We start from the raw sequence: 17,558 nt of genomic DNA, 5'->3' as shown, positions 1-17,558 counted from the left end.
AGGTCCCTATCGCTCGGAGAACGCCGTCAGCACCACCGGATCGTCCTGGCCGTCCCATGAGGCCCGCAGCCCGATCGGCGGCTTGGGACCCGGCACGGGGCGGCGGAACACGTCGAGCTGGAAGCGATCGTTGCGCAGCGTCGCGCCACTCTCGTCGTCGCGCTCGAGTTCGAAGGCGTCGACCGGCACTCGCTCCCGGCCCCAGCCACCGCCGCTGATGCGCACGGTCGACGGCGCCACATACCAGCGTCCCTCGTAGACGGCGAGGCCGAGGGCCTCGCCCTGGCCGGTCATCGAGACGGCGGCGAGCATCGTGACGAACAGCGGGTCGCGCAGGCCGTCATAGATCCAGCGGGTGCCGAGGACCGAGTGCTCCATCTGCGACGCCAGCGCGTCGTCGGCACCCTCGAGCGGCGCCTCGCGGTAGGTCAGCGGCACGGCGTACACCGTGCCACCCGCCGAGACGAGGTGGGTCTCCATGCCGACCTTGCCGTCGGGATCGTCGAAGCGAAAGGCGCCGACGACCTTCACCTCCTCGCCGGCCGGCGGCCCCCACGGCTGGGTCGGCGCCCATGCGGCAATGACCTCGAGCTTGGTGGGAGTGATGGTCGCGTTGTGGAGGATCGCCATGGCCCGACTGTACGGCTCGCCCGCTGACGCCTTCACGCCGGTTCGGCCGACGTACGAGACCGACGGTCGGGGCGCTCGCACCAGCCGAACGAGGGCTCTCACGCGTTGTCGGGGTCCGCAGCGGCGCCACCCCACGCAGTGGTCGGCTCGAGGGCGAGCGCCAGGCTCTGCACGCGCTCGCCGTCGGTCAGCATGAGGTCGAGCATCGTGCGACCGAGACGCTCGTAGGCCGCCTTCAGCGTGTGATATCCCTCGACATCGTCGGCGCACGGCGCGGCCTCCGCGACGTGCGGCCGGATGATCACGTGCAGGATCGCCTCGTCGCCTCGCTCGGGCACAGGCCGACGCGGTCGCCACATGCAGGCCGAGCCGGGGATCAGGGCGTCGATCATGATCCGCACGACCCGGCCGCGTGCATCGACGAGAACGACCGCCTCATCGGTCGCCCCCAACGCGTCGCGGGCTTCGAGTGCGAACATGGCCGCCTCGCCGACGTCTGACACGGAAGGAAGGTCATCGGATCGTCTGCGCCGGGCGCGGCGAGTCGGACGGTGGTTGCGCTGGGGCACGGGAGCCTCCCGAGTAGCTGCAGCCGCGTGGACACGGCCGTTGTACGTTCGGGGGACGTCGGTGACAGGAGTGTAGACCGCTCGGAGGAGAGGTCGCACAGGTCCGTGCCGGGGGCACCGGTCGTCCGCACCCGGTCGTGGTGGACCCGTCGCGCTCTACGATGCCCGGGGTGACCGGGCGATGGCAGCTCAATCGGGCCGGGATCGTCAACGTCTACCAGTACGGCGACGAGACCTTGGAGTTCGCGGGCGGGCGGCTGCTGTTGCGCGGCGTGAATGGCTCGGGCAAGTCGACCGCCATGAACATGCTGCTGCCGTTCCTGATCGACGCCGATGCCCGCCGCATCGACGCCGCTGGGGCGCAGTCGGGAGTCATCAAGTCGTGGATGCTGTCGGGCCGCGACGACCCCCAACCGGTCGGGTATCTGTGGATCGAGTTCGCCCGGCCGAGTGACGAGCCGACACCGGGCGGCACCGACTACTTCGTGTGCGGGTGCGGTATCCGTGCCAACCAGAGCACCGAGCGGGTGACGACGTGGTGGTTCGCAACGGACCGCCGGCCCCACGTCGACCTGGCGTTGGTCGTCGGGCGGGTCCCACTCAGCTCCGACGCACTGCGCGCCGAGCTCGGGTCGCACGCCGTGTTCGCCGAGGACCAACGCGGCGCCTACCGCCAGACCGTGCGCGACCGATTGTTCGGCGGGCGCGACCTCGACCAGCACATCCGTCTCCTGCACATCGTCCGCAGCCCGCGAGTCGGTGATCGGATCGATCTCGACCTGCCCGACTACCTACGCGACGCCCTGCCGCAGCTGTCGGACATCGCACTCGACGACGCCGCCCAACCGCTGGAGGACCTCGAGGAGCACCGCCGCAACGTCAGTGGCCTCACTCGAACGGTCGACAACCTGCGCGCCCTCACCGAGGTCTACCGCTCCTACCTTGCCACCGATCTGCGCCGTCGCGGCGACGATCTCCTCCTGCGATGCGACCGCGTCGAAGCCACCCGGCTGACGGCGCAGCGGCAGCGCCGGCACGCCGACGAGGCCGCACGCGTCGTCGGCGAGATCGACCTCCGCATCGCCGAGCTGGAGTCGAGAACGCTGGTGCTCGCCAACGAGATCGCCACCCTGAAGGAATCACCCGCCTACCAGCGCGGCGCCGAGCTCAACGACCTCCGTCAGCACGTCGAGACGCTGGCCGCCGCAGTCGCCAGGGCAGAGCGCTCGGTCGGCGCCGCGGAGGGGCAGCGGGACCTGGCGGAGGAGCGGGTGCGATCCACAGCGGTTGCCGTGGGCGACGACCAGCGGCGCCTGGGCGACACGCTCGATTCACTGCGGGCCGGCCTGAGGGCCGCCACGATGAACGTGCGGCCGCCCGATCTGCCCGTCATCGCCGCCGCGATCGCCGCCGAGTCAGTCCCGCAGGCGGTCGACGAGCTCGACACCGCACCGGTACGCGCTGGGCTCGGCGGCGTTCAGACCGCTGCCCAGGTGCGCGCCGACGAGATCCGTGACGTCCGCAGCGCGCTCGCCACAGTCGATGCCCGCCGTCGCCAGCTCGAACAGGCCGAACGCGATCAGCTGCAGGCGCGCCAGCAGCTCGAGACGGCCCGCACGTTGGCGATCGGTCGTCGCGCCGAGCTCCAGGCCGCCGTCGCATCCTGGCGTGGAGCGCTCGCCGAGTGGCACGACGGTGCCGCCGCGCTCGATGACGCGCTGGCCGCACGTCTCGATCGTGACGCGGTCGGCAGTGCCGACATCCTCGATCGGCGGGCGACCATTCGCCTCGACTGGGACGACGCGATCACGACCGCCGCCACGTCGTGGTCGGCGCAGCAGGCGACCGTGGAGGCCCGCCGCCGCGACGACGACGCGACCCGTGCCCGCTGGGCGGCCGAGCTCGAGGACCTGCGCTCGCGCACACAGCCCGACCCGCCGGCGCTCGGCTGGCAGCGCGCCGAGCGGCGCCCGACACTCGCCGAGCTGATCGACTTCCACCCCGACCTCGGCGAGGCCGAGCGTGTCGGTCTGGAGGCCGCGCTGGAGGCATCTGGCCTGCTCGGCGCCGAGGTCGACGGCGGGGTCGACGGCGCACCGCTGTCGCTGCGCCTCCAGTCCGGAGAGCTCGTCGCCACGGCCGGATTGCCGGTGGACGCCCCGTTGACGCGGTTGCTGGAGGTGACCGTCGGAGACGACCGCGGCGATCTCGTGGAGCGCGGTGCCATCGAAGCCGTACTGAGCTCGATCTCGACCGACGTGGACGGCGGCGAACCGACGGCTGTCGATGTCGACGGGAGGTTCCGCATCGGGGCCCTCGCCGGCCGTCATCACAAGGAGGTCGCCGAACACATCGGGGCCACGGCCCGCGCGGCCGCCATCGCCCGGCGCATCGCCGACGCCGAAGCCGAACTCGCCGCCGCTGTGGAGCTGGTCGCGGCCCGCGACCGCGAGATCGCCCGGATCGCCGGCATCGTGGCGGCGCTCCACGTGCACCGCCGCAACCTGCCGCCGACGAGGCCTCTCGACGACGCCGAGTCGAAGGAGCTGTCGGCCCTCGACCAGCTGGCGGCCGTCCAGGACCTCGTCGAGGTCGCGGAGGCCGCCGTCGCCGCCGCGGATGATGCCCACGCCGCTGCCGTCGACGAGCTCACTCGGCTGGCCGCGACCCTCCAGCTGCCGTCCGAGGTGGCCCAGCTCGACCACACCGAAGGGGTCGTGCGCCGTGTCGCCGAGAGCTGCCGCGAAGCCCTCGACCGGCTCCGCGCCGTCGAGATCTCCCACCGCGCCTGGACACTGCGCGTCGAGGAGTGGAACGACCGGGTCGCCGCCCTCGCCGACGCCCGGCGCCAGCACGCCGAGCAGGTCGCCGCCCACGAGCCGGTGGCCATGCGGCTGGCGACGCTCGAGGACTCGATCGGCCTGGAGTACGAGCAGATCGTGAAGACCCTCGCCGTGAGTGAGGACGACCTGCGGTCGGCCGGTCAAGCGCTGACGACGGCGCGGACCGACAAGGAGACAGCGCTCGTCGCCCGCACCGCGGCCGAACGCGACGCCGATGACGCCGACGACGCGTTCGCCGCCGCCGGCACCGACTGCGTCGATGCCATCGCCCCGCTCCAGCGGGCGCTCGCGGTGAGCGGCGTGGGCGAGGCGATCTCGCCGGCGGCTACCCGCTCCGACGATCTGGTGGCGGAGGAGACCCTGCTCGGCTCTCCCGGCGACGACGGCGGTGCGCATGTCGGGACCAGCGGCTGGGCGCCTCCCGTCATCGAGCCATCGGCGCAGGGTGCCCGGCAACTCGCCGTCGCCCTCCTCGGAGCGTTGGGAGAGGTGGCCGGCGACGCGATCACCCCCGACGGCATGCGACAGTCGGTGCGCCAACGCCGGGATCAACTCGGCGCCGGGTGGGACGCCGAAGACTCGCAGCCGGACGAGACGATGCCGATCGGCATCTCCGTCAATGGGCCCCTCGGCCGGATGCCGCTCGCCGTCGCCGCGCGCCAATCGGCGCTTCAACTCGCCCAGCAGGCCAGCCTGCTCACCGCCAAGCAGGACCAGGCGCTGCGCAACCTCCTCCAGGGGCTCGTCGCCAAGGAGGTGGCCGACAAGCTGCACGCCTCCAACGAGCTGGTCGCGCTGATGAACCGGCGCCTCGAGAACGTGCGCACGGCCCACGGCATCGGCGCGTCGCTGACGTGGAAGCGACGGAGTGAGCTCGACGGTGAGACCGCCGAGATGATCACGCTGCTCAGCCGTCCGCCCGACCTGCGCACCCAAGATCACGACGCCCAGCTCACCGAGGCGCTGTCCAGACGCATCGCCCAGGCCCGCAGCGACGACCCCGAGCGCCGGTACCGGGAACTGATCGCCGAGGTCCTCGACTACCGCGACTGGTACGAGATGGGCGTCGTGGTGCATCGCAAGGGTCGCACTCCTGAACGGCTCACGCGGCGAACCCCGCTGTCGGAGGGTGAGAAGAAGATCGTGTCGTACCTGCCGCTGTTCGCCGCGGTGGCCGGGTCGTGCGACGCGATCGGCGAGTACGAACCGTCGGCGCCGCGCTTCGTGCTCCTCGACGACGCGTTCGCCAAGGTGTCCGAGGACAACCACGCCCAGCTGTTCGGACTGCTCGTCGACTTCGACCTCGACTTCATCGCGACCAGCGAGCGGCTGTGGGGTACGCACGCCACCGTCCCCGAGCTGGCGATCACCGAGGTGCTCCGCGACGCCTCGCTCGGCGTGATCCTGCTCGAACACGCCCGCTGGAACGGATCGCGGGTCGAGCGACGATGACCGCCGACTCGCTCGTCGGTGCGGTCGACCCACTGGAGGCGGCAGACCGCGGCCGGCGGCTGTTCCGATACCTGCTCGGAGACGAGTGGACCGAGTATCGGGCCATCTTGGCGGTGTTCGCGGGCACGTTCTTCGCCGAGTTCACGCCCGACGACGTGACCGCGGCGTTGGCGCGTGACGGCGTCCCCCTCGACCGGACGGTGGTCGCCGACCGGCTCGAGCGACTCCGCGACTGGGGGAACCTCACGGTCTCATCGTCGGTCGGACAGCCATCGAGCCTCGCCGACTACTACAAGCGCCGCAACCTCTACCTCATCACCCGCGAGGGCCAGGAGGTGTACTCGGTCGTCGAGGGCGTGCTGCGCCACGTCGACGAGGTGCGAGACGTCTCGGCGGGTCGCCTGCGAGCGCTGCTCGACGCGCTCAGCGAGCTCGCCTCCAGCAACATCGCGACGATGAGCGACGAGCGCCTCGGCGACCTCGTGCGCACCGTGTTCGACTCCCACGCGGCGTTCGCCGACGAGATCACCCAGTTCTCGGCGTCGATCAATCAGTGGCAGAGCCGGTACGACTTGAGCGAGGACGAGTTCCGCTTCTTCGCCGAGGTTCTCGTGGGCTACGTCGGCGAGCGGCTCGACGAGATCGAGCGCATCGCCCGTCCGATCGGTAGACAGCTCGCCGCGCTCCATCCCAACGTCGTCACGTTGGTGGGTCGTGTGCAACACGGGCTGGCCGGACGCATCGAGCGTGCCGGTCTGAGCGATGCCATCGCGGTGACGCGAACCCCCGGCAGCGATACCGGCGACTGGGAGCACCTCGCTCTGTGGTTCGTGGCCACGGCGGCCGGGCCGTCGCGGCTCGACCGCCTGAGCCACGACGCCATCGTCGCCATCCGTACGCTCACCCTCAACCTCACCCGCCTGTCACGATTCGGCATGGCCGCGGCATCTCGCCGCTCCGACTTCCTGCGCCTCGCCCATCTCTTCAACGGGGCCGGGCCGGCCGACGTCGCCCGCATCGCCGTGGCAGCGTTCGGCTTGCACCCGTCGCGCCACTTCGGCGCGCTCGCAGATGATGTCGACGATCCCGAGAGCCCGACGACGTCGTGGTGGTCGGCGCCCAAGGCCCGCGTCCCCATCTCGGTGCGGGCACGTGGCGACTCGACCAACCGCGGTCGGCCCAGCCCGCTCGCCGACCGGTCGGCGGCTCACGAGCTGCTCCGGCGGCGGCGCGAGGACGAGCAGCGGGCCCGCGACCGCGTCGACAACGAGCTGCTCACTGCGGGAACCCTCGACGGCGCCGAGCTGTCGTCGCCGGCCCTGCGGCGGCTCCAAGACCTGCTCGGCCGGAGCACCCACGGTGCCTCACTGCAGGCCGACGAGCGCGTCATGCGCGAGCCCGGACTGACCTGCCGGGTGCGCCGCCTGCCCGGCGCGCAGACGACCATCCACACGGTCGACGGCACGCTGACGCTCGTCGGCATCGACGTCGTCATCGAGCCGCCCGACCGCGTCGGTGAACCTGCGGGCGGCGAGCTCGGTCCAGCGGAGCCCGTGCGATGACCGTCGACACGTCGTCCGGCGACCACGTCATCGCGAGGGATGAGCGCAGCGCGTCGCCGCGCGGTGAACAGGATCCGCAGGGAGACATCGAGCGGCGGGCCGCGGCGCGTCACCTGCTCGGCAACCCGCTCACGTGCGAGGAGCACGATCCGGACATCTTCCGCTGGATCCGCCGGCACGAGGCGGAGCTCGGTCGCTGGTTCACGCAACGACTCGGCTACCGACTGCACCTCGACGCCGACACGGCGCGGCTCTACAAGACGGGCGTGGTCCTCGAGCGGCGCCCCCTGCGCACGGCGACGGGCCGGCCGCTCAACTCGCTCGAGCACACGCTGGTCGCCCTCACCCTGGCCGCCACGGCGGCCGGTCCCAGCATCGTCAGCCTGCGCGACCTCGTCGCCCAGGTCCGTTCGGCCGCCGTCGAGGCCGACGTCGCGCTGCCCGGCGACGCCATCGAACAGCGGGCCCACGTCGTGGCCATCAAGTGGATGATCGACCACGGCTTGGCGGCTGAGTTGCACGAGCATGTCGATGCCTACGCCACCGACGAAACGGCCGACGCGGTGCTACGCGTCCGGCCTGACCGCATCGCCCTGCTCCTCGTCCCGGGAACCGCCGGCTCCGCAGACCTCGACGAGTTGCTCAGGCGCTCGGAGCGGCGGAGCGCCACTCGGTCGTGGATGCGGGCGCGGCTCGTCGAGGAGCCCGTCTTGTATCGCACCGACGTCACCGATCAGGAGTGGGGCGAGTTGCGCCGCCGGCTGGGTGAGGAGGAGCGGTCGTTGCAGGAGATGTTCGACCTGGCCCTCGAAGCGCGCGCCGAAGGTGTGGCGATGATCGACGGCGCCAACGCCCTCTCGGACCTGCCCTTCCCCACCACCGGCACGCTCGGTCACGCGGCACTGTTGACGATCGAGCGTCTCGGTGCGATCGCCCGCGAGAGCGAGACCACCGATGACGCCGTGCCCCGCGCGTGGTTCGATGCCGTCATTGCCGACCTCGTGGCCGAGCGAGAGTCACGGTGGCGCAACGACTACGTCGAGCGCCCGGAGAAGCTCTCGCGCCACGTGCTCACGCTCCTCGTCGACCTGCGATTGGCTGAGGCCGGCGTCGACGACGTCCGGCTGCTGCCGGCGGCGGCCCGCTTCCTCGCCGTCGACAAGGACGGCGCGCCGCCCGTGCCGCAACAGGCCGAGTTGTTCTGACGTGATGGTTCCGCCGTCGCTCACGATCGACGATCTGGGCGTGGTCTGGACGACCGTGCGACACCGGCTCGAACAGTCGGGGATCGACAACCGCGGGCGCATCCGCATCGGTCCGGTCTCGCCGGAAGCCCGACGGGTGCTCGCGGCACTGCTCGGCGGACCGGTACGGGCGACGATCAACCTCGCCGTTCTGGAGGCGGCGTTGGTCGAGCTCGGCGTCGGTGCCGACCTCCCGGAGGCGCTGTCGGCGCTCGGTCACCCGGTCTCGCTCGAGCCGGCAGCCCGACGAGCCGCCCGTGCCGAGCAGCGTGACGCCCGCCGTGCGGCGCGTGAGTCGGTCGCGGCCGAGTGGCCCGAACCGTGGGCCGGCGAGTGGATCGACGGCGTGATCCGCTCCGGGGTGCTCAGCGGGCTCGATGCCGACGCCGCGGCCGGGATCGTGCGCACGGTGCGCCGGTTGGTCGATCGCATCGCCGCCGATGCCGACGCCGGCCGCACGTCGTCACGGGTCGACCTCGCCGCGGCCGTGGCCGGGTCATCGCACGCCCTCGATGCCGGTAGCCGGTTGGAGGCGGCGACGACGCGGGCGTTGGCGATGCGCTCGATGGGTGAGGGCTCGGCCGAGGCGTGGGAGCGTGCCGGCGTCCACACCGATCTCGTCTCGGCACCAGCGCTCACCTGGGCGCTGCCCGTTGTCGCGGCATCTGGGCTGCATGCACTGGTGGCGGCCGCCGCCGGCGCCGAGGTGCCGGTGCACCTCTCGCGATTGGCGCTCGCCGCACACCCGGTCGTCGTGCCGGCCGGCACCGATGTGTTGGTCGTCGAGAACCCGCGTCTCGTCGAGGCGGCCGCCCAACGGCGCACCGCGGGCGCAGTGGTGGCGCTCAACGGCAACCCGTCGGCGGCCGTGAGGCTGCTGCTCGAACAGCTCCTGGCCGCGGGCGCCGAGCTTCGATATCACGGTGACTTCGACGCGCCGGGCCTGGCGATCTGCGCCCGCATGCAGCGCATCGGGCTCACGCCGTGGCGAATGGGCGCCGACGACTATCGCTCGGCGGTCGAGGCCGCAGCCGCTGACGGCGTCGACCTGCCGGTGGAGGACCGGCCCGTGCCGCCCACGCCGTGGGATCCGCCGCTTCGCGACGAGTTGGCGTCGCGCGGCCTGATCGTCCACGAGGAGCGTCTCATCGACACCCTGCTCGCGTGAGCCGGCTGGGCCCGGCGGTGGTTGTTCTGCTGGCGCGACAACGCCGTGGCGCAGCTTTTCGGCTCCAGTAGAACGAGGTGGTCGGTGGCGAACCGATCAGGCGGCCCGGTCGTCCCAGACACCATGACTTCGACCACGACGCCCACCCGCTCCCGCCAGCTCGCCGCCAACGCCATCGGCCGCCCGCTGCTCACGATGATCCAGACGATGCTCGCCGGTCCCGGCTCGACCACGCCTTCTGCTGGCGCGAAGGGCCCGTGGCGCAGCCTTTCTGCTCCAGCACAACGATCCCCTCGCTGACGGTTTCGCCACGGACTCGGGGCGACGGTGTTCTGCTGGCGCGAAAGACCCGTGGCGCAGCCTTTCGGCTCCAGCAGAACGAGCGGACATGTTCTGGTGGCGCAGAAAAGCCCTGGCACGGCGTCTCGGCTCCGGCAGAACGGTGAGCCCGGTGGCGGTTCGTTCTGGTGGCGCGAGAAGGCCGTGGCACGGTGTTTCGGCTCCGGCAGAACGACTTGACCGTCGTGGAGACGCCGCGGGTTCGACCAGGTTCTGCTGGCGCGAGCAGACCCTGGAACAGCCTTCTGGCTCCAGCAGAACGACGACGGTGTTCTGGTGGCGCGAGAAGCCCGTTGTCGTGCCTTTCGGCTCCAGCAGAACGGTGAGCTTGGACGTCAGACTGCGGGGCCGGAATGCAGCTGGGCGAGGCGGCGGTTGAGGTAGCGCTGTTCGGGGAGGTTGGCGGTGAGGCGGGAGGCCTGCTCGTAGTGGTGGCGGGCGGCGTCGAGGTCGCCCTCCCGCTCGAGGAGGTGGGCGAGCACGGCATGGGTGCGGTGGTGGTCCGCCATCGCCGGGTGCTCGTCGAGGAGTCGGCGGACGATCGCAACACCCTGATCCGGACCGAGCGCCATGCCGACGGCGACGGCCCGGTTGAGCTCGACCGCCGGCGACGGGGCGACGCGCTGCAGCATGCCGTAGAGCACGCTGATCTGCAGCCAGTCGGTCGCCTCGGCCGACGCCGCGTCGGCGTGCACGGCGGCGATCGACGCCTGCAGCTGGTAGCGACCGACGTGGCCGCCGCCGAGCGTCCGCTCGAGGAGAGCGACGCCCTCGTCGATGGCAGCGCGGTCCCACAGGAAACGGTCCTGCTCGGCCAGCGGCACCAGATCACCGGCGGCATCGGTGCGAGCAGCAGCGCGGGCGTGCGTCAGCAGCATCAGCGCCAGCAGCCCGGCGGCCTCGGCATGGTCGGGCAGCGCCACGTGGAGCATGCGGGTGAGCCGGATCGCCTCCTGGGCGAGCCCGACGCCCACGAGCTCGGCGCCCGCCGTCCGGGTGTGGCCCTCGTTGAACACGAGGTGGCACACGTCGAGCACCGCCGCCACACGCTCGGGGAGCTCGTCGGGGGTGGGTGGGGCGAACGGTTCGCCGCGCAACGTCGAGCGCGCCCGCGAGAGGCGCTGGCCCATCGTCGCGCTGGGCACGAGGTAGGCCATGGCGATCTCGTCGGTGGTCAGGCCGGCGACGCATCGCAGCGTGAGGGCCACCTGCGACGGCCGGCTCAGCGACGGGTGGCAGCAGCGCAGCATCAGCTGGAGAGCGTTGTCGGATGTCGCGTCGGGTGGCTCGGCCAGCGGATCGTCCACTCGCCGGGCCACCGCGTCGGCCGTCTCGCGCCGGCTGCGCGCCGACTCGCTGCGCAACTGGTCGACGAGGCGGCGGCGGGCGACACGGATCAGCCATGCCCGCGGGTCGTCGGGCGAACCGTCACGAGGCCACTGGAGGGCGGCGGCGACCAGCGCCTCCTGGGCCGCGTCCTCGCAGTCGGCGAGATCGTGATGGGTGCGCAGCAGCGCGCCGATGACGTGGGCGGCCTCGCGCCGCCACACGTCGCCGAGCGCCGACACGTTCATCTGATCGGTCATCGCGATGGTCTCGCCCGAAGCGTCCGGCACCCAGGCCCGAGGTGCGGAGGCGTCCGGCCGCGGTAGGGGCACGGACAGCATCCGCCGCGGTGGGGCCTGCGCCCCTGCCGCGGCGCCAGGAACGTCACGCGGCATCGCCTCCTGGCCACATCGCCGGGCGCAGCTCGATGATGTCACCGGGGCTGGCGAACACCCTGGCGATCTCTTCGGCCCGCTCCTGCGACTCGACGTCGATGAGGAAGAATCCGGCGAGGTGCTCCTTGGTCTCCGAGTACGGACCGTCGCTGGCGAGCGGCGCGCCGTCCTCCCAGCGGTAGACGCGGCTGGAGTCGGGATGACCGAGCGCCTCGGCGGTGACCAGCTCGCCGTTGCTGCTCAGCTCGGTGAGCAACGCCTCGAACTCGGCTGCCGAGCGGTCCTTCTCCTCCTGCGGCAGGGCCTGGAACTCGGGCAGGTAGTCGCACGTGGGGTGGCCCCACGGCTGCGGATGCGAATGGATGAGGATGACGTACTTCATGGGGCGACCTCCGGTCAGGATCGAGTATTGCGGCCTGTCCAACAGGGCAGACGTCGGAACGTCGGAGCCGCCGTCTGCCGTTTCGACATCGCGGCGGCGATTTCTGCGTTCGCCAGAAGGGCTCCGGCGTCGAGGCCAGGCAGAGAGCACGAGCTGCCGGCCGAAGCGTGGGCCGTTGTGGAAGTCCACAACGACGCCGACGGTCGCCGCTCGTCGATCATTTTGTAGAGGCGTACAGTCAGGGTAGGGGTCGGCGGCAACTGGGGAGTCCGTCGCGGCCTCCGGGGAGCGGCAATGAACACGATGCCAGCAGTGATGGAGCGCCAGATGGGGGAGTCGGACGAGCTCAGCATCGCTCGCCTCTTCGACCTCGCCCTCGACCTGTTGTGCGTGGCCGGTACCGACGGATACTTCAAGCGCGTCAACGACGCCTTCGAACGGGTCCTCGGCTACAGCAAGGCGGAGCTGATGGCGATCCCCTTCGTCGATTTCGTCCACCCCGAAGACGTCGAGGCCACGCTCCACGCCATCCGCCAGCTCGAGCACGGCGAGGTGGTCACCGACTTCGAGAACCGCTTCTTGTCCAAGGCTGGGGAGTGGCGCTGGCTGGTCTGGCGGTCGATGCCGTCCGACGACGGCCGCTACATCTACGGCTGCGCCCGCGACGTCACCGACGAGCGCCACACGATCGCCGTGGCCGACGAGCGCGGGGCGATCATGGCCCGTCAGAGCAAGGACCTCGAGCGCGTCGGACTCGTCCACCGGACGCTCACCCAGGCCGTCGCCGACGGGGCGACAACCGTGGACGTGCTGCGTCTGGTGGCCGACCTCACGGGCAAACCGACGGCGCTGTTCAGTGCCTCGTTCAACGTGCTGCACTGCGTCGCCCCGAACGGTGCGACCACCACGCCCGCCGACTGGACGATCGAAGGTGCCGCGCCCCGCGTCCGCCGGGCCCTCGCCGATACCGACGGCTCGCGCCCGTCCACCGTCGTGCCGGCGCTGCCCCAGCTCGGCGTCAACGTGCGCCACCTCGTCGGGCGCGTCGTCGCCCGGGGCGAGGACATCGGTTACCTGCTCGTCGCCGAGATCGGCACGCCGCTGTCGTCGTTCGACGCCCAGGTGGTGGAGCACAGCTCGACGGTGCTCAGCCTCGAGCTCGTCTCCAGCCGCCGCCAGCTCGAGGCCGAAGGTCAGGCGCGCGAGGACTTCCTCGCCGATCTGCTCCAGGGCGATCGCGAACCGGCCCGTCTCATCCGCCGCTCCACGAGCTACGGCGTCGACCTCGAGGCGCCGCAGGTGCTGGTGCGGGTGGGATGGGACCCCACGGCCCAGCACCGCATCACCGGCTCGGCCCGGCGGGCGTACTTCGCCACCCGGCTCGGCGAGCAGCTCGGCGACAAGCACATCGTCGCCGCCGGCCTCCCGGGGGCCGACGTGTTCCTCTGCCGGCTCCCCGTCGTCGGCGGGCGCGCCGGCCTCGAGGAGGTGCGTGCCGCCGTCCGTTCGGCCCTCGACAGCTCCGGACTGCGCACCAAGTCGAGCGGGGCGCTGGTGTCGGGTGTGTGCACCGAGGTGTCCGACTACGCCGCCGCGCACCGTGACCTGCGCGTGGCGCTGGAGGCGATGAGTCGCGACGCCGGCAGCTGCACCGTGTCACTGCTCGCCGACATGGGTGTGCTGCGGGCGTTCATGTCGGGCGGCACCGCCGAATCGGCGCGGCGCATCGCCGATCAGCTCCTCGCCCCGCTCGTCGAGCGCGACCGGACCGGCGCCGGGCTGGTGGCCACGCTGCGATCGTTCCTCGACAACAACGCCCACTACCGCAAGACGGCGACGGCGCTCGGGGTGCACGAGAACACGGTGCGCTACCGCCTCAACCAGGTGAAGCAGCTGACCGGTGTCGATCCCGACAACCTCGACTCACTCCTCGACGTGCGGTTCGCCCTGCAGATGCTGGGCGAGGACCGCACCGAGGCCGAGAACGATCGCCTCGGCCTGCCCGCCGATTGACGATTCGCACAACGCGAGGCCAACTCCACCCTGGCGGGGGTGACGGTCCGATGCTCAGACTCGCCATCACTCACCGACGACAGACCTGGGGGTGTCGTGATGGCGACGTTGAACGTCGACGGGGACAAGTCGATCTACTTCGAGCACTACGAGGGCTCGGGCCGGCCGGTCGTGCTCGTGCACGGCTGGGGCATGTCGTGCCGCGTGTGGGACACCACGCTGCCGGCGCTGCTCGCCGCCGGCCACGCGGTGGTGTCGCTCGACCATCGAGCCTGCGGACTGTCGGACAAGGACGTCGGCGACACCACCGTCGCCGGCATCGCCGGCGACGTGGTCGCCCTGGTCGATCACCTCGGGCTCGATCGTCCCGTCCTCAACGGCTGGTCGCTCGGCGGCGCCGTGGTGGCCGAGGCGGCCGGCAAGCTCGGCGACCGCCTCGGTGGGCTCGTCCTCACGTGCGGGGCGACGCCGCGCTACATCCAGGACACGGACTACCCGCACGGCGGGACCGTCGACGACCTCGACGCCACGATCGCCGCCCTGCGAGCCGACCGGGCGACGTTCCTCGCCGGTCTCTCCGCCGGCGTCTGCCATGCCGACGTCGGCCAGGCCGTCGTCGACTGGATGTGGCAGATCTTCATGCAGGCCGGACCACGCGCCGACACGGCGTTGCGGGACCTGGGCAACGTCGATCACCGGGCACTGCTCCCCACGATCGCCGCCCCGGCGCTGGTGGTGGCGGGCACCCACGACGCCATCGTGCCGATCGGCATCTCCAGGGTTGCCGCCGAGTTGTTGCCGAACTCCTCGTTCGCCGAATTCGAATCGAGCGGCCACGCCCCGTTCATCGAGGAGGGCGAGCGCTACCGCACCGAGCTCGTCGGCTTCCTGGGGGCGCTGTGACCGCCCCGCCCACCACGGCGAACGCCGCCACGACCGAGGCCGGCCACTCGAGCGTCGAGGAGCGCCTCGACCGGATGGAGAGCCGCTGGGCGCTGCGGGACCTCGTGTCCAACTACTGCCACGGTGTCGACAAGCACGACATCGATCTGTTCATGTCGATCTGGCACGACGACGCCGTGTGGCGGATCGGACCGCCGTTCGGCGACTTCCACGGCGCCGCCGAGGTCCGCCGGGCCCTCGTCGACGTCATCTGGCCGGCGTGGCGGGAGACCCACCACTGGACGACCAACCTCACGCTCACGTTCGACGGGACCGACGCCGCGGACGGCGTCTGCGACGTCAACTGCAACGGCGCCACGCCCGACGACGTGATGCAGGTGGTGTCGGCCACCTACACCGACCGCTTCGAGCGGCGAGCCGGCCGCTGGGCGATCGCCCGGCGCGACGTCGTCATCCACTACTTCAGCGCGGTGCCGGGCGTCGACCTGGCCCCGCCGGCGGAGTGACGACCGTGGCTGGCGGCGTCCGCTTCGGCCTCTGGTACGACTTCCGCAATCCGGGGCCCGACGCCCCACCGTTCGAGCAGCTCTACCGTGGCGTGCTCGACCAGATCGCCACCGCCGAGCAGCTCGGCATCGACTCGGTGTGGCTCACCGAGCACCACTTCTGCGCCGACGGCTACACCCCGTCGCCGCTGGTGCTCGCCGCGGCCATCGCAGAGCGCACGAACCGGGTGCGCATCGGCACCAACCTGATGTTGCTGCCGCTGCACGACCCCATCCGCCTCGCCGAGGACAGCGCCACGCTCTCGCTGCTGTCGGGCGGGCGCTTCGACCTCGGCGTGGGCCTCGGCTATCGCCAGCTCGAGTTCGACGCCTTCGGCCGCTCGCTGGCCAACCGTCCGAGCCTGCTCGAAGAAGGCGTCGAGGTCATCCGCCGGGCCTGGTCGGGCGAGCCGATCGACTTCGTCGGTCGACGATTCTCCTACGGCGACATCGTCGTCGAGCCGACGCCGACCGACGCGCCGCGCCTCCTCGTCGGCGGCATGGCCGACGTGGCGATCGAGCGTGTCGCCCGCATCGCCGACGGGTTCCTGTCCACGCAGAACGCCCACCACGCCGTGTACCTCGATGCCATCCGCCGCCACCACGGCGACCTCGGCGAGGCGGCCATCTACGCCGGTCAGTGGATCATCATCGCCGACGACCCCGAGCGCGAATGGGCCCGCATCGGCGACCATGCGCTGTATCAGCTCAACGAGTACGTCGCCTGGGGCGCATTCGGTCCGCCCGACCAGGTGCCGCAGTTCCCCGACCGCGACGCCATCGTCGCCGGCGGTGCGTATCAGATCTGGGATCCGGAGACCGCCGTCCGCGAGCTGACCGCGTTGCTGTCGGGCACGCCGGAGATCCGCGACGTGCACTTCTGGGCCCAGCTTCCCGGCGAGCCGGTCGACAGCGGCAGCGTACGCATCGAACTGCTCGCCACCAAGGTCGTCCCGGCCGTGCGCGCCGCCCTCGACGGCGGCGCCAAGACGGCCGGACCGACCGACTCCACCACCGCCCACCAGGAGAGGACATCACCATGAGATTCGGCATGTTCTACGTGCTCGAGTGCCCCGACGGCGACTACCGCCGCGCCTACAAGGAGATGCTCGGCCAGATCGAGTACGCCGAGGAGTTGGGGTTCGATTCGGTCTGGTTGGCCGAGCACCACGGCTCGGCGTACGGCTCGATGCCCTCGCCGGCCGTCGCCGCGGCGTCGATCGCCACGATCACCGAACGCCTGCGCATCGGCATCGCCGTGAGCATCCTGCCGTTCGGCAACCCGGTGCGCATCGCCGAGGACTACGCGATGGTCGATGTCATCAGCAACGGCCGCCTCGACATGGGTGTCGGCCGTGGCTACCAGCCCCGCGAGTTCGCCATGCTCGGCCTCGCCGACACGCAGGAACACAGCCGGGCCATCTTCGCCGAGTCGCTCGACGTCCTCGTCGGGTTGTGGGAGAACGAACGGTTCTCGTACCAGGGCGAGTACTACCAACTCGACGACGTCGGCATCACGCCGCGCCCGGTGCAGACGCCGCGGCCGCCGATCTACGTCGCCGCGATCAGCCCCGAGTCGTTCGCTCTCGTCGAGAAGTACGGGCTCAACATCATGGTCACGCCGACGCTGATGTCGTTGCCCGAGCTCAAGGAGAACGTCATCGAGGCGAAGAAGCGGCTGATCAAGGCGGGCCGTGCTCCCGAGTCGCTCAACTTCCCCATGAACTGGCAGATGCACCTCGCCCCGACGCGCGAGGAGGCCGAGCAGCGCCCGTCCGAGGCGCTCGACTGGTACTTCAACCTGGTGATGGACCTCGTGCCCAAGGGGCCGAACGCGCCGAAGGGCTACGAGTTCATGCGCGACCTCGCCGCCGCGTTCGAAGAGGCCGGTGGTGTGTCCGTGCCCGCCCTCCAGGAGGCCGGGATCATCGTGCTCGACGACCCGGCCGGCACCGCCGCCAAGCTGCGCGAGGTCCGTGACGACATCGGCCAGCAGGAGGTCTTCTGCTGGATGCGCATCGGCGGCCTCGGAGACGACGCCGTTCGCGCCTCGATGAAGCTCTTCGCCGAAGAGGTCATGCCCGAGTTCCAAGGCGGCGATCCCGTCGTCCCCGCCGTCCTCACGGGCTGACGACCCGCGCCCACCGACCCGTCGCGTCGCCGAGCGGCGCGACCAGAACCGAGCAC

13 protein-coding genes are annotated in these 17,558 nt (G+C 71.3%); 9 read left to right on the top strand and 4 right to left on the bottom strand.

What is annotated here, in order from left to right; genetic code table 11:
* Positions 1-6: 6 nt before the first annotated feature.
* Both DN771_RS08995 and DN771_RS08990 read right to left on the bottom strand, forming a co-directional pair.
* Positions 7-630 carry a maltokinase N-terminal cap-like domain-containing protein gene (locus DN771_RS08995; RefSeq protein WP_162941729.1) on the bottom strand — a complete coding sequence of 208 codons (624 nt, stop codon included), beginning with the start codon at positions 628-630 and terminating at the stop codon, positions 7-9.
* Positions 631-728: 98 nt separating this feature from the next.
* On the bottom strand, positions 729-1,133 hold the full coding sequence (locus tag DN771_RS08990; protein WP_116997024.1) for a hypothetical protein: 405 nt from the start codon (positions 1,131-1,133) through the stop codon (positions 729-731).
* A gap of 236 nt (positions 1,134-1,369) precedes the next feature.
* On the opposite strand from DN771_RS08990, the gene DN771_RS08985 reads away from it, so the two are divergent.
* Genes DN771_RS08985 through DN771_RS08970 form a run of 4 tightly spaced genes read left to right on the top strand, consistent with a single transcriptional unit; the run spans position 1,370 to position 9,468 of the window.
* Complete coding sequence (locus DN771_RS08985) at positions 1,370-5,494, top strand: SbcC/MukB-like Walker B domain-containing protein (protein WP_116997023.1); 4,125 nt, start codon at positions 1,370-1,372, stop codon at positions 5,492-5,494.
* Positions 5,491-7,056, top strand: a complete 1,566-nt coding sequence (locus DN771_RS08980; protein WP_116997022.1) for a TIGR02677 family protein — start codon at positions 5,491-5,493, stop codon at positions 7,054-7,056. Before DN771_RS08985 ends, DN771_RS08980 begins: the two co-directional genes overlap by 4 nt.
* Complete coding sequence (locus DN771_RS08975) at positions 7,053-8,261, top strand: DUF2398 family protein (protein WP_116997021.1); 1,209 nt, start codon at positions 7,053-7,055, stop codon at positions 8,259-8,261. The genes DN771_RS08980 and DN771_RS08975 overlap by 4 nt, the downstream gene beginning before the upstream one ends.
* Before the next feature lie 4 nt (positions 8,262-8,265).
* Complete coding sequence (locus DN771_RS08970; protein WP_162941728.1) at positions 8,266-9,468, top strand: TIGR02679 family protein; 1,203 nt, start codon at positions 8,266-8,268, stop codon at positions 9,466-9,468.
* 674 nt (positions 9,469-10,142) lie between these two features.
* On the opposite strand, the gene DN771_RS08965 is transcribed toward DN771_RS08970, so the two are convergent.
* Together DN771_RS08965 and DN771_RS08960 are read right to left on the bottom strand one after the other, a co-directional pair.
* Positions 10,143-11,393 (bottom strand): RNA polymerase sigma factor, encoded by a 1,251-nt coding sequence (locus tag DN771_RS08965; protein ID WP_205528493.1) that lies wholly within the window; start codon positions 11,391-11,393, stop codon positions 10,143-10,145.
* Positions 11,394-11,517: 124 nt separating this feature from the next.
* Complete coding sequence (locus tag DN771_RS08960; protein WP_116997018.1) at positions 11,518-11,910, bottom strand: YciI family protein; 393 nt, start codon at positions 11,908-11,910, stop codon at positions 11,518-11,520.
* A 294-nt stretch (positions 11,911-12,204) separates the two neighbouring features.
* Here DN771_RS08960 and DN771_RS08955 point away from each other — a divergent pair, with 294 nt between their 5' ends.
* From DN771_RS08955 to DN771_RS08935, 5 genes are all read left to right on the top strand, one after another.
* Positions 12,205-13,923 (top strand): helix-turn-helix domain-containing protein, encoded by a 1,719-nt coding sequence (locus DN771_RS08955; protein ID WP_116997017.1) that lies wholly within the window; start codon positions 12,205-12,207, stop codon positions 13,921-13,923.
* A 99-nt stretch (positions 13,924-14,022) separates the two neighbouring features.
* Positions 14,023-14,826, top strand: coding sequence for an alpha/beta fold hydrolase (locus DN771_RS08950; protein WP_116997016.1), 804 nt, complete (start codon positions 14,023-14,025; stop codon positions 14,824-14,826).
* Positions 14,823-15,332, top strand: coding sequence for a nuclear transport factor 2 family protein (locus tag DN771_RS08945; protein ID WP_205528492.1), 510 nt, complete (start codon positions 14,823-14,825; stop codon positions 15,330-15,332). The genes DN771_RS08950 and DN771_RS08945 overlap by 4 nt, the downstream gene beginning before the upstream one ends.
* A 5-nt stretch (positions 15,333-15,337) precedes the next feature.
* The gene (locus DN771_RS08940; RefSeq protein ID WP_116997046.1) at positions 15,338-16,414 is read left to right on the top strand and encodes an LLM class flavin-dependent oxidoreductase; all 1,077 of its coding nucleotides are present in this window, start codon (positions 15,338-15,340) and stop codon (positions 16,412-16,414) included.
* Positions 16,411-17,502: an LLM class flavin-dependent oxidoreductase gene (locus tag DN771_RS08935; protein ID WP_116997015.1), complete on the top strand. Its 1,092-nt coding sequence runs from the start codon at positions 16,411-16,413 to the stop codon at positions 17,500-17,502. Before DN771_RS08940 ends, DN771_RS08935 begins: the two co-directional genes overlap by 4 nt.
* Positions 17,503-17,558: the final 56 nt, after the last annotated feature.

It is taken from the genome of Desertimonas flava (assembly GCF_003426815.1).
GTDB lineage: Bacteria > Actinomycetota > Acidimicrobiia > Acidimicrobiales > Ilumatobacteraceae > Desertimonas > Desertimonas flava.
This window is presented reverse-complemented; position numbering and strand designations above follow the sequence as displayed.

What these genes read in the sequence shown, in the direction of transcription:
- DN771_RS08960 (WP_116997018.1), bottom strand. Translation starts at nt 11,910, where the DNA reads ATGAAGTACGTCATCCTCATCCATTCGCATCCGCAGCCGTGGGGCCAC.
- DN771_RS08965 (WP_205528493.1), bottom strand. Translation starts at nt 11,393, where the DNA reads ATGACCGATCAGATGAACGTGTCGGCGCTCGGCGACGTGTGGCGGCGC.
- DN771_RS08970 (WP_162941728.1), top strand. Translation starts at nt 8,266, where the DNA reads ATGGTTCCGCCGTCGCTCACGATCGACGATCTGGGCGTGGTCTGGACG.
- DN771_RS08980 (WP_116997022.1), top strand. Translation starts at nt 5,491, where the DNA reads ATGACCGCCGACTCGCTCGTCGGTGCGGTCGACCCACTGGAGGCGGCA.
- DN771_RS08975 (WP_116997021.1), top strand. Translation starts at nt 7,053, where the DNA reads ATGACCGTCGACACGTCGTCCGGCGACCACGTCATCGCGAGGGATGAG.
- DN771_RS08995 (WP_162941729.1), bottom strand. Translation starts at nt 630, where the DNA reads ATGGCGATCCTCCACAACGCGACCATCACTCCCACCAAGCTCGAGGTC.
- DN771_RS08955 (WP_116997017.1), top strand. Translation starts at nt 12,205, where the DNA reads ATGAACACGATGCCAGCAGTGATGGAGCGCCAGATGGGGGAGTCGGAC.
- DN771_RS08950 (WP_116997016.1), top strand. Translation starts at nt 14,023, where the DNA reads ATGGCGACGTTGAACGTCGACGGGGACAAGTCGATCTACTTCGAGCAC.
- DN771_RS08935 (WP_116997015.1), top strand. Translation starts at nt 16,411, where the DNA reads ATGAGATTCGGCATGTTCTACGTGCTCGAGTGCCCCGACGGCGACTAC.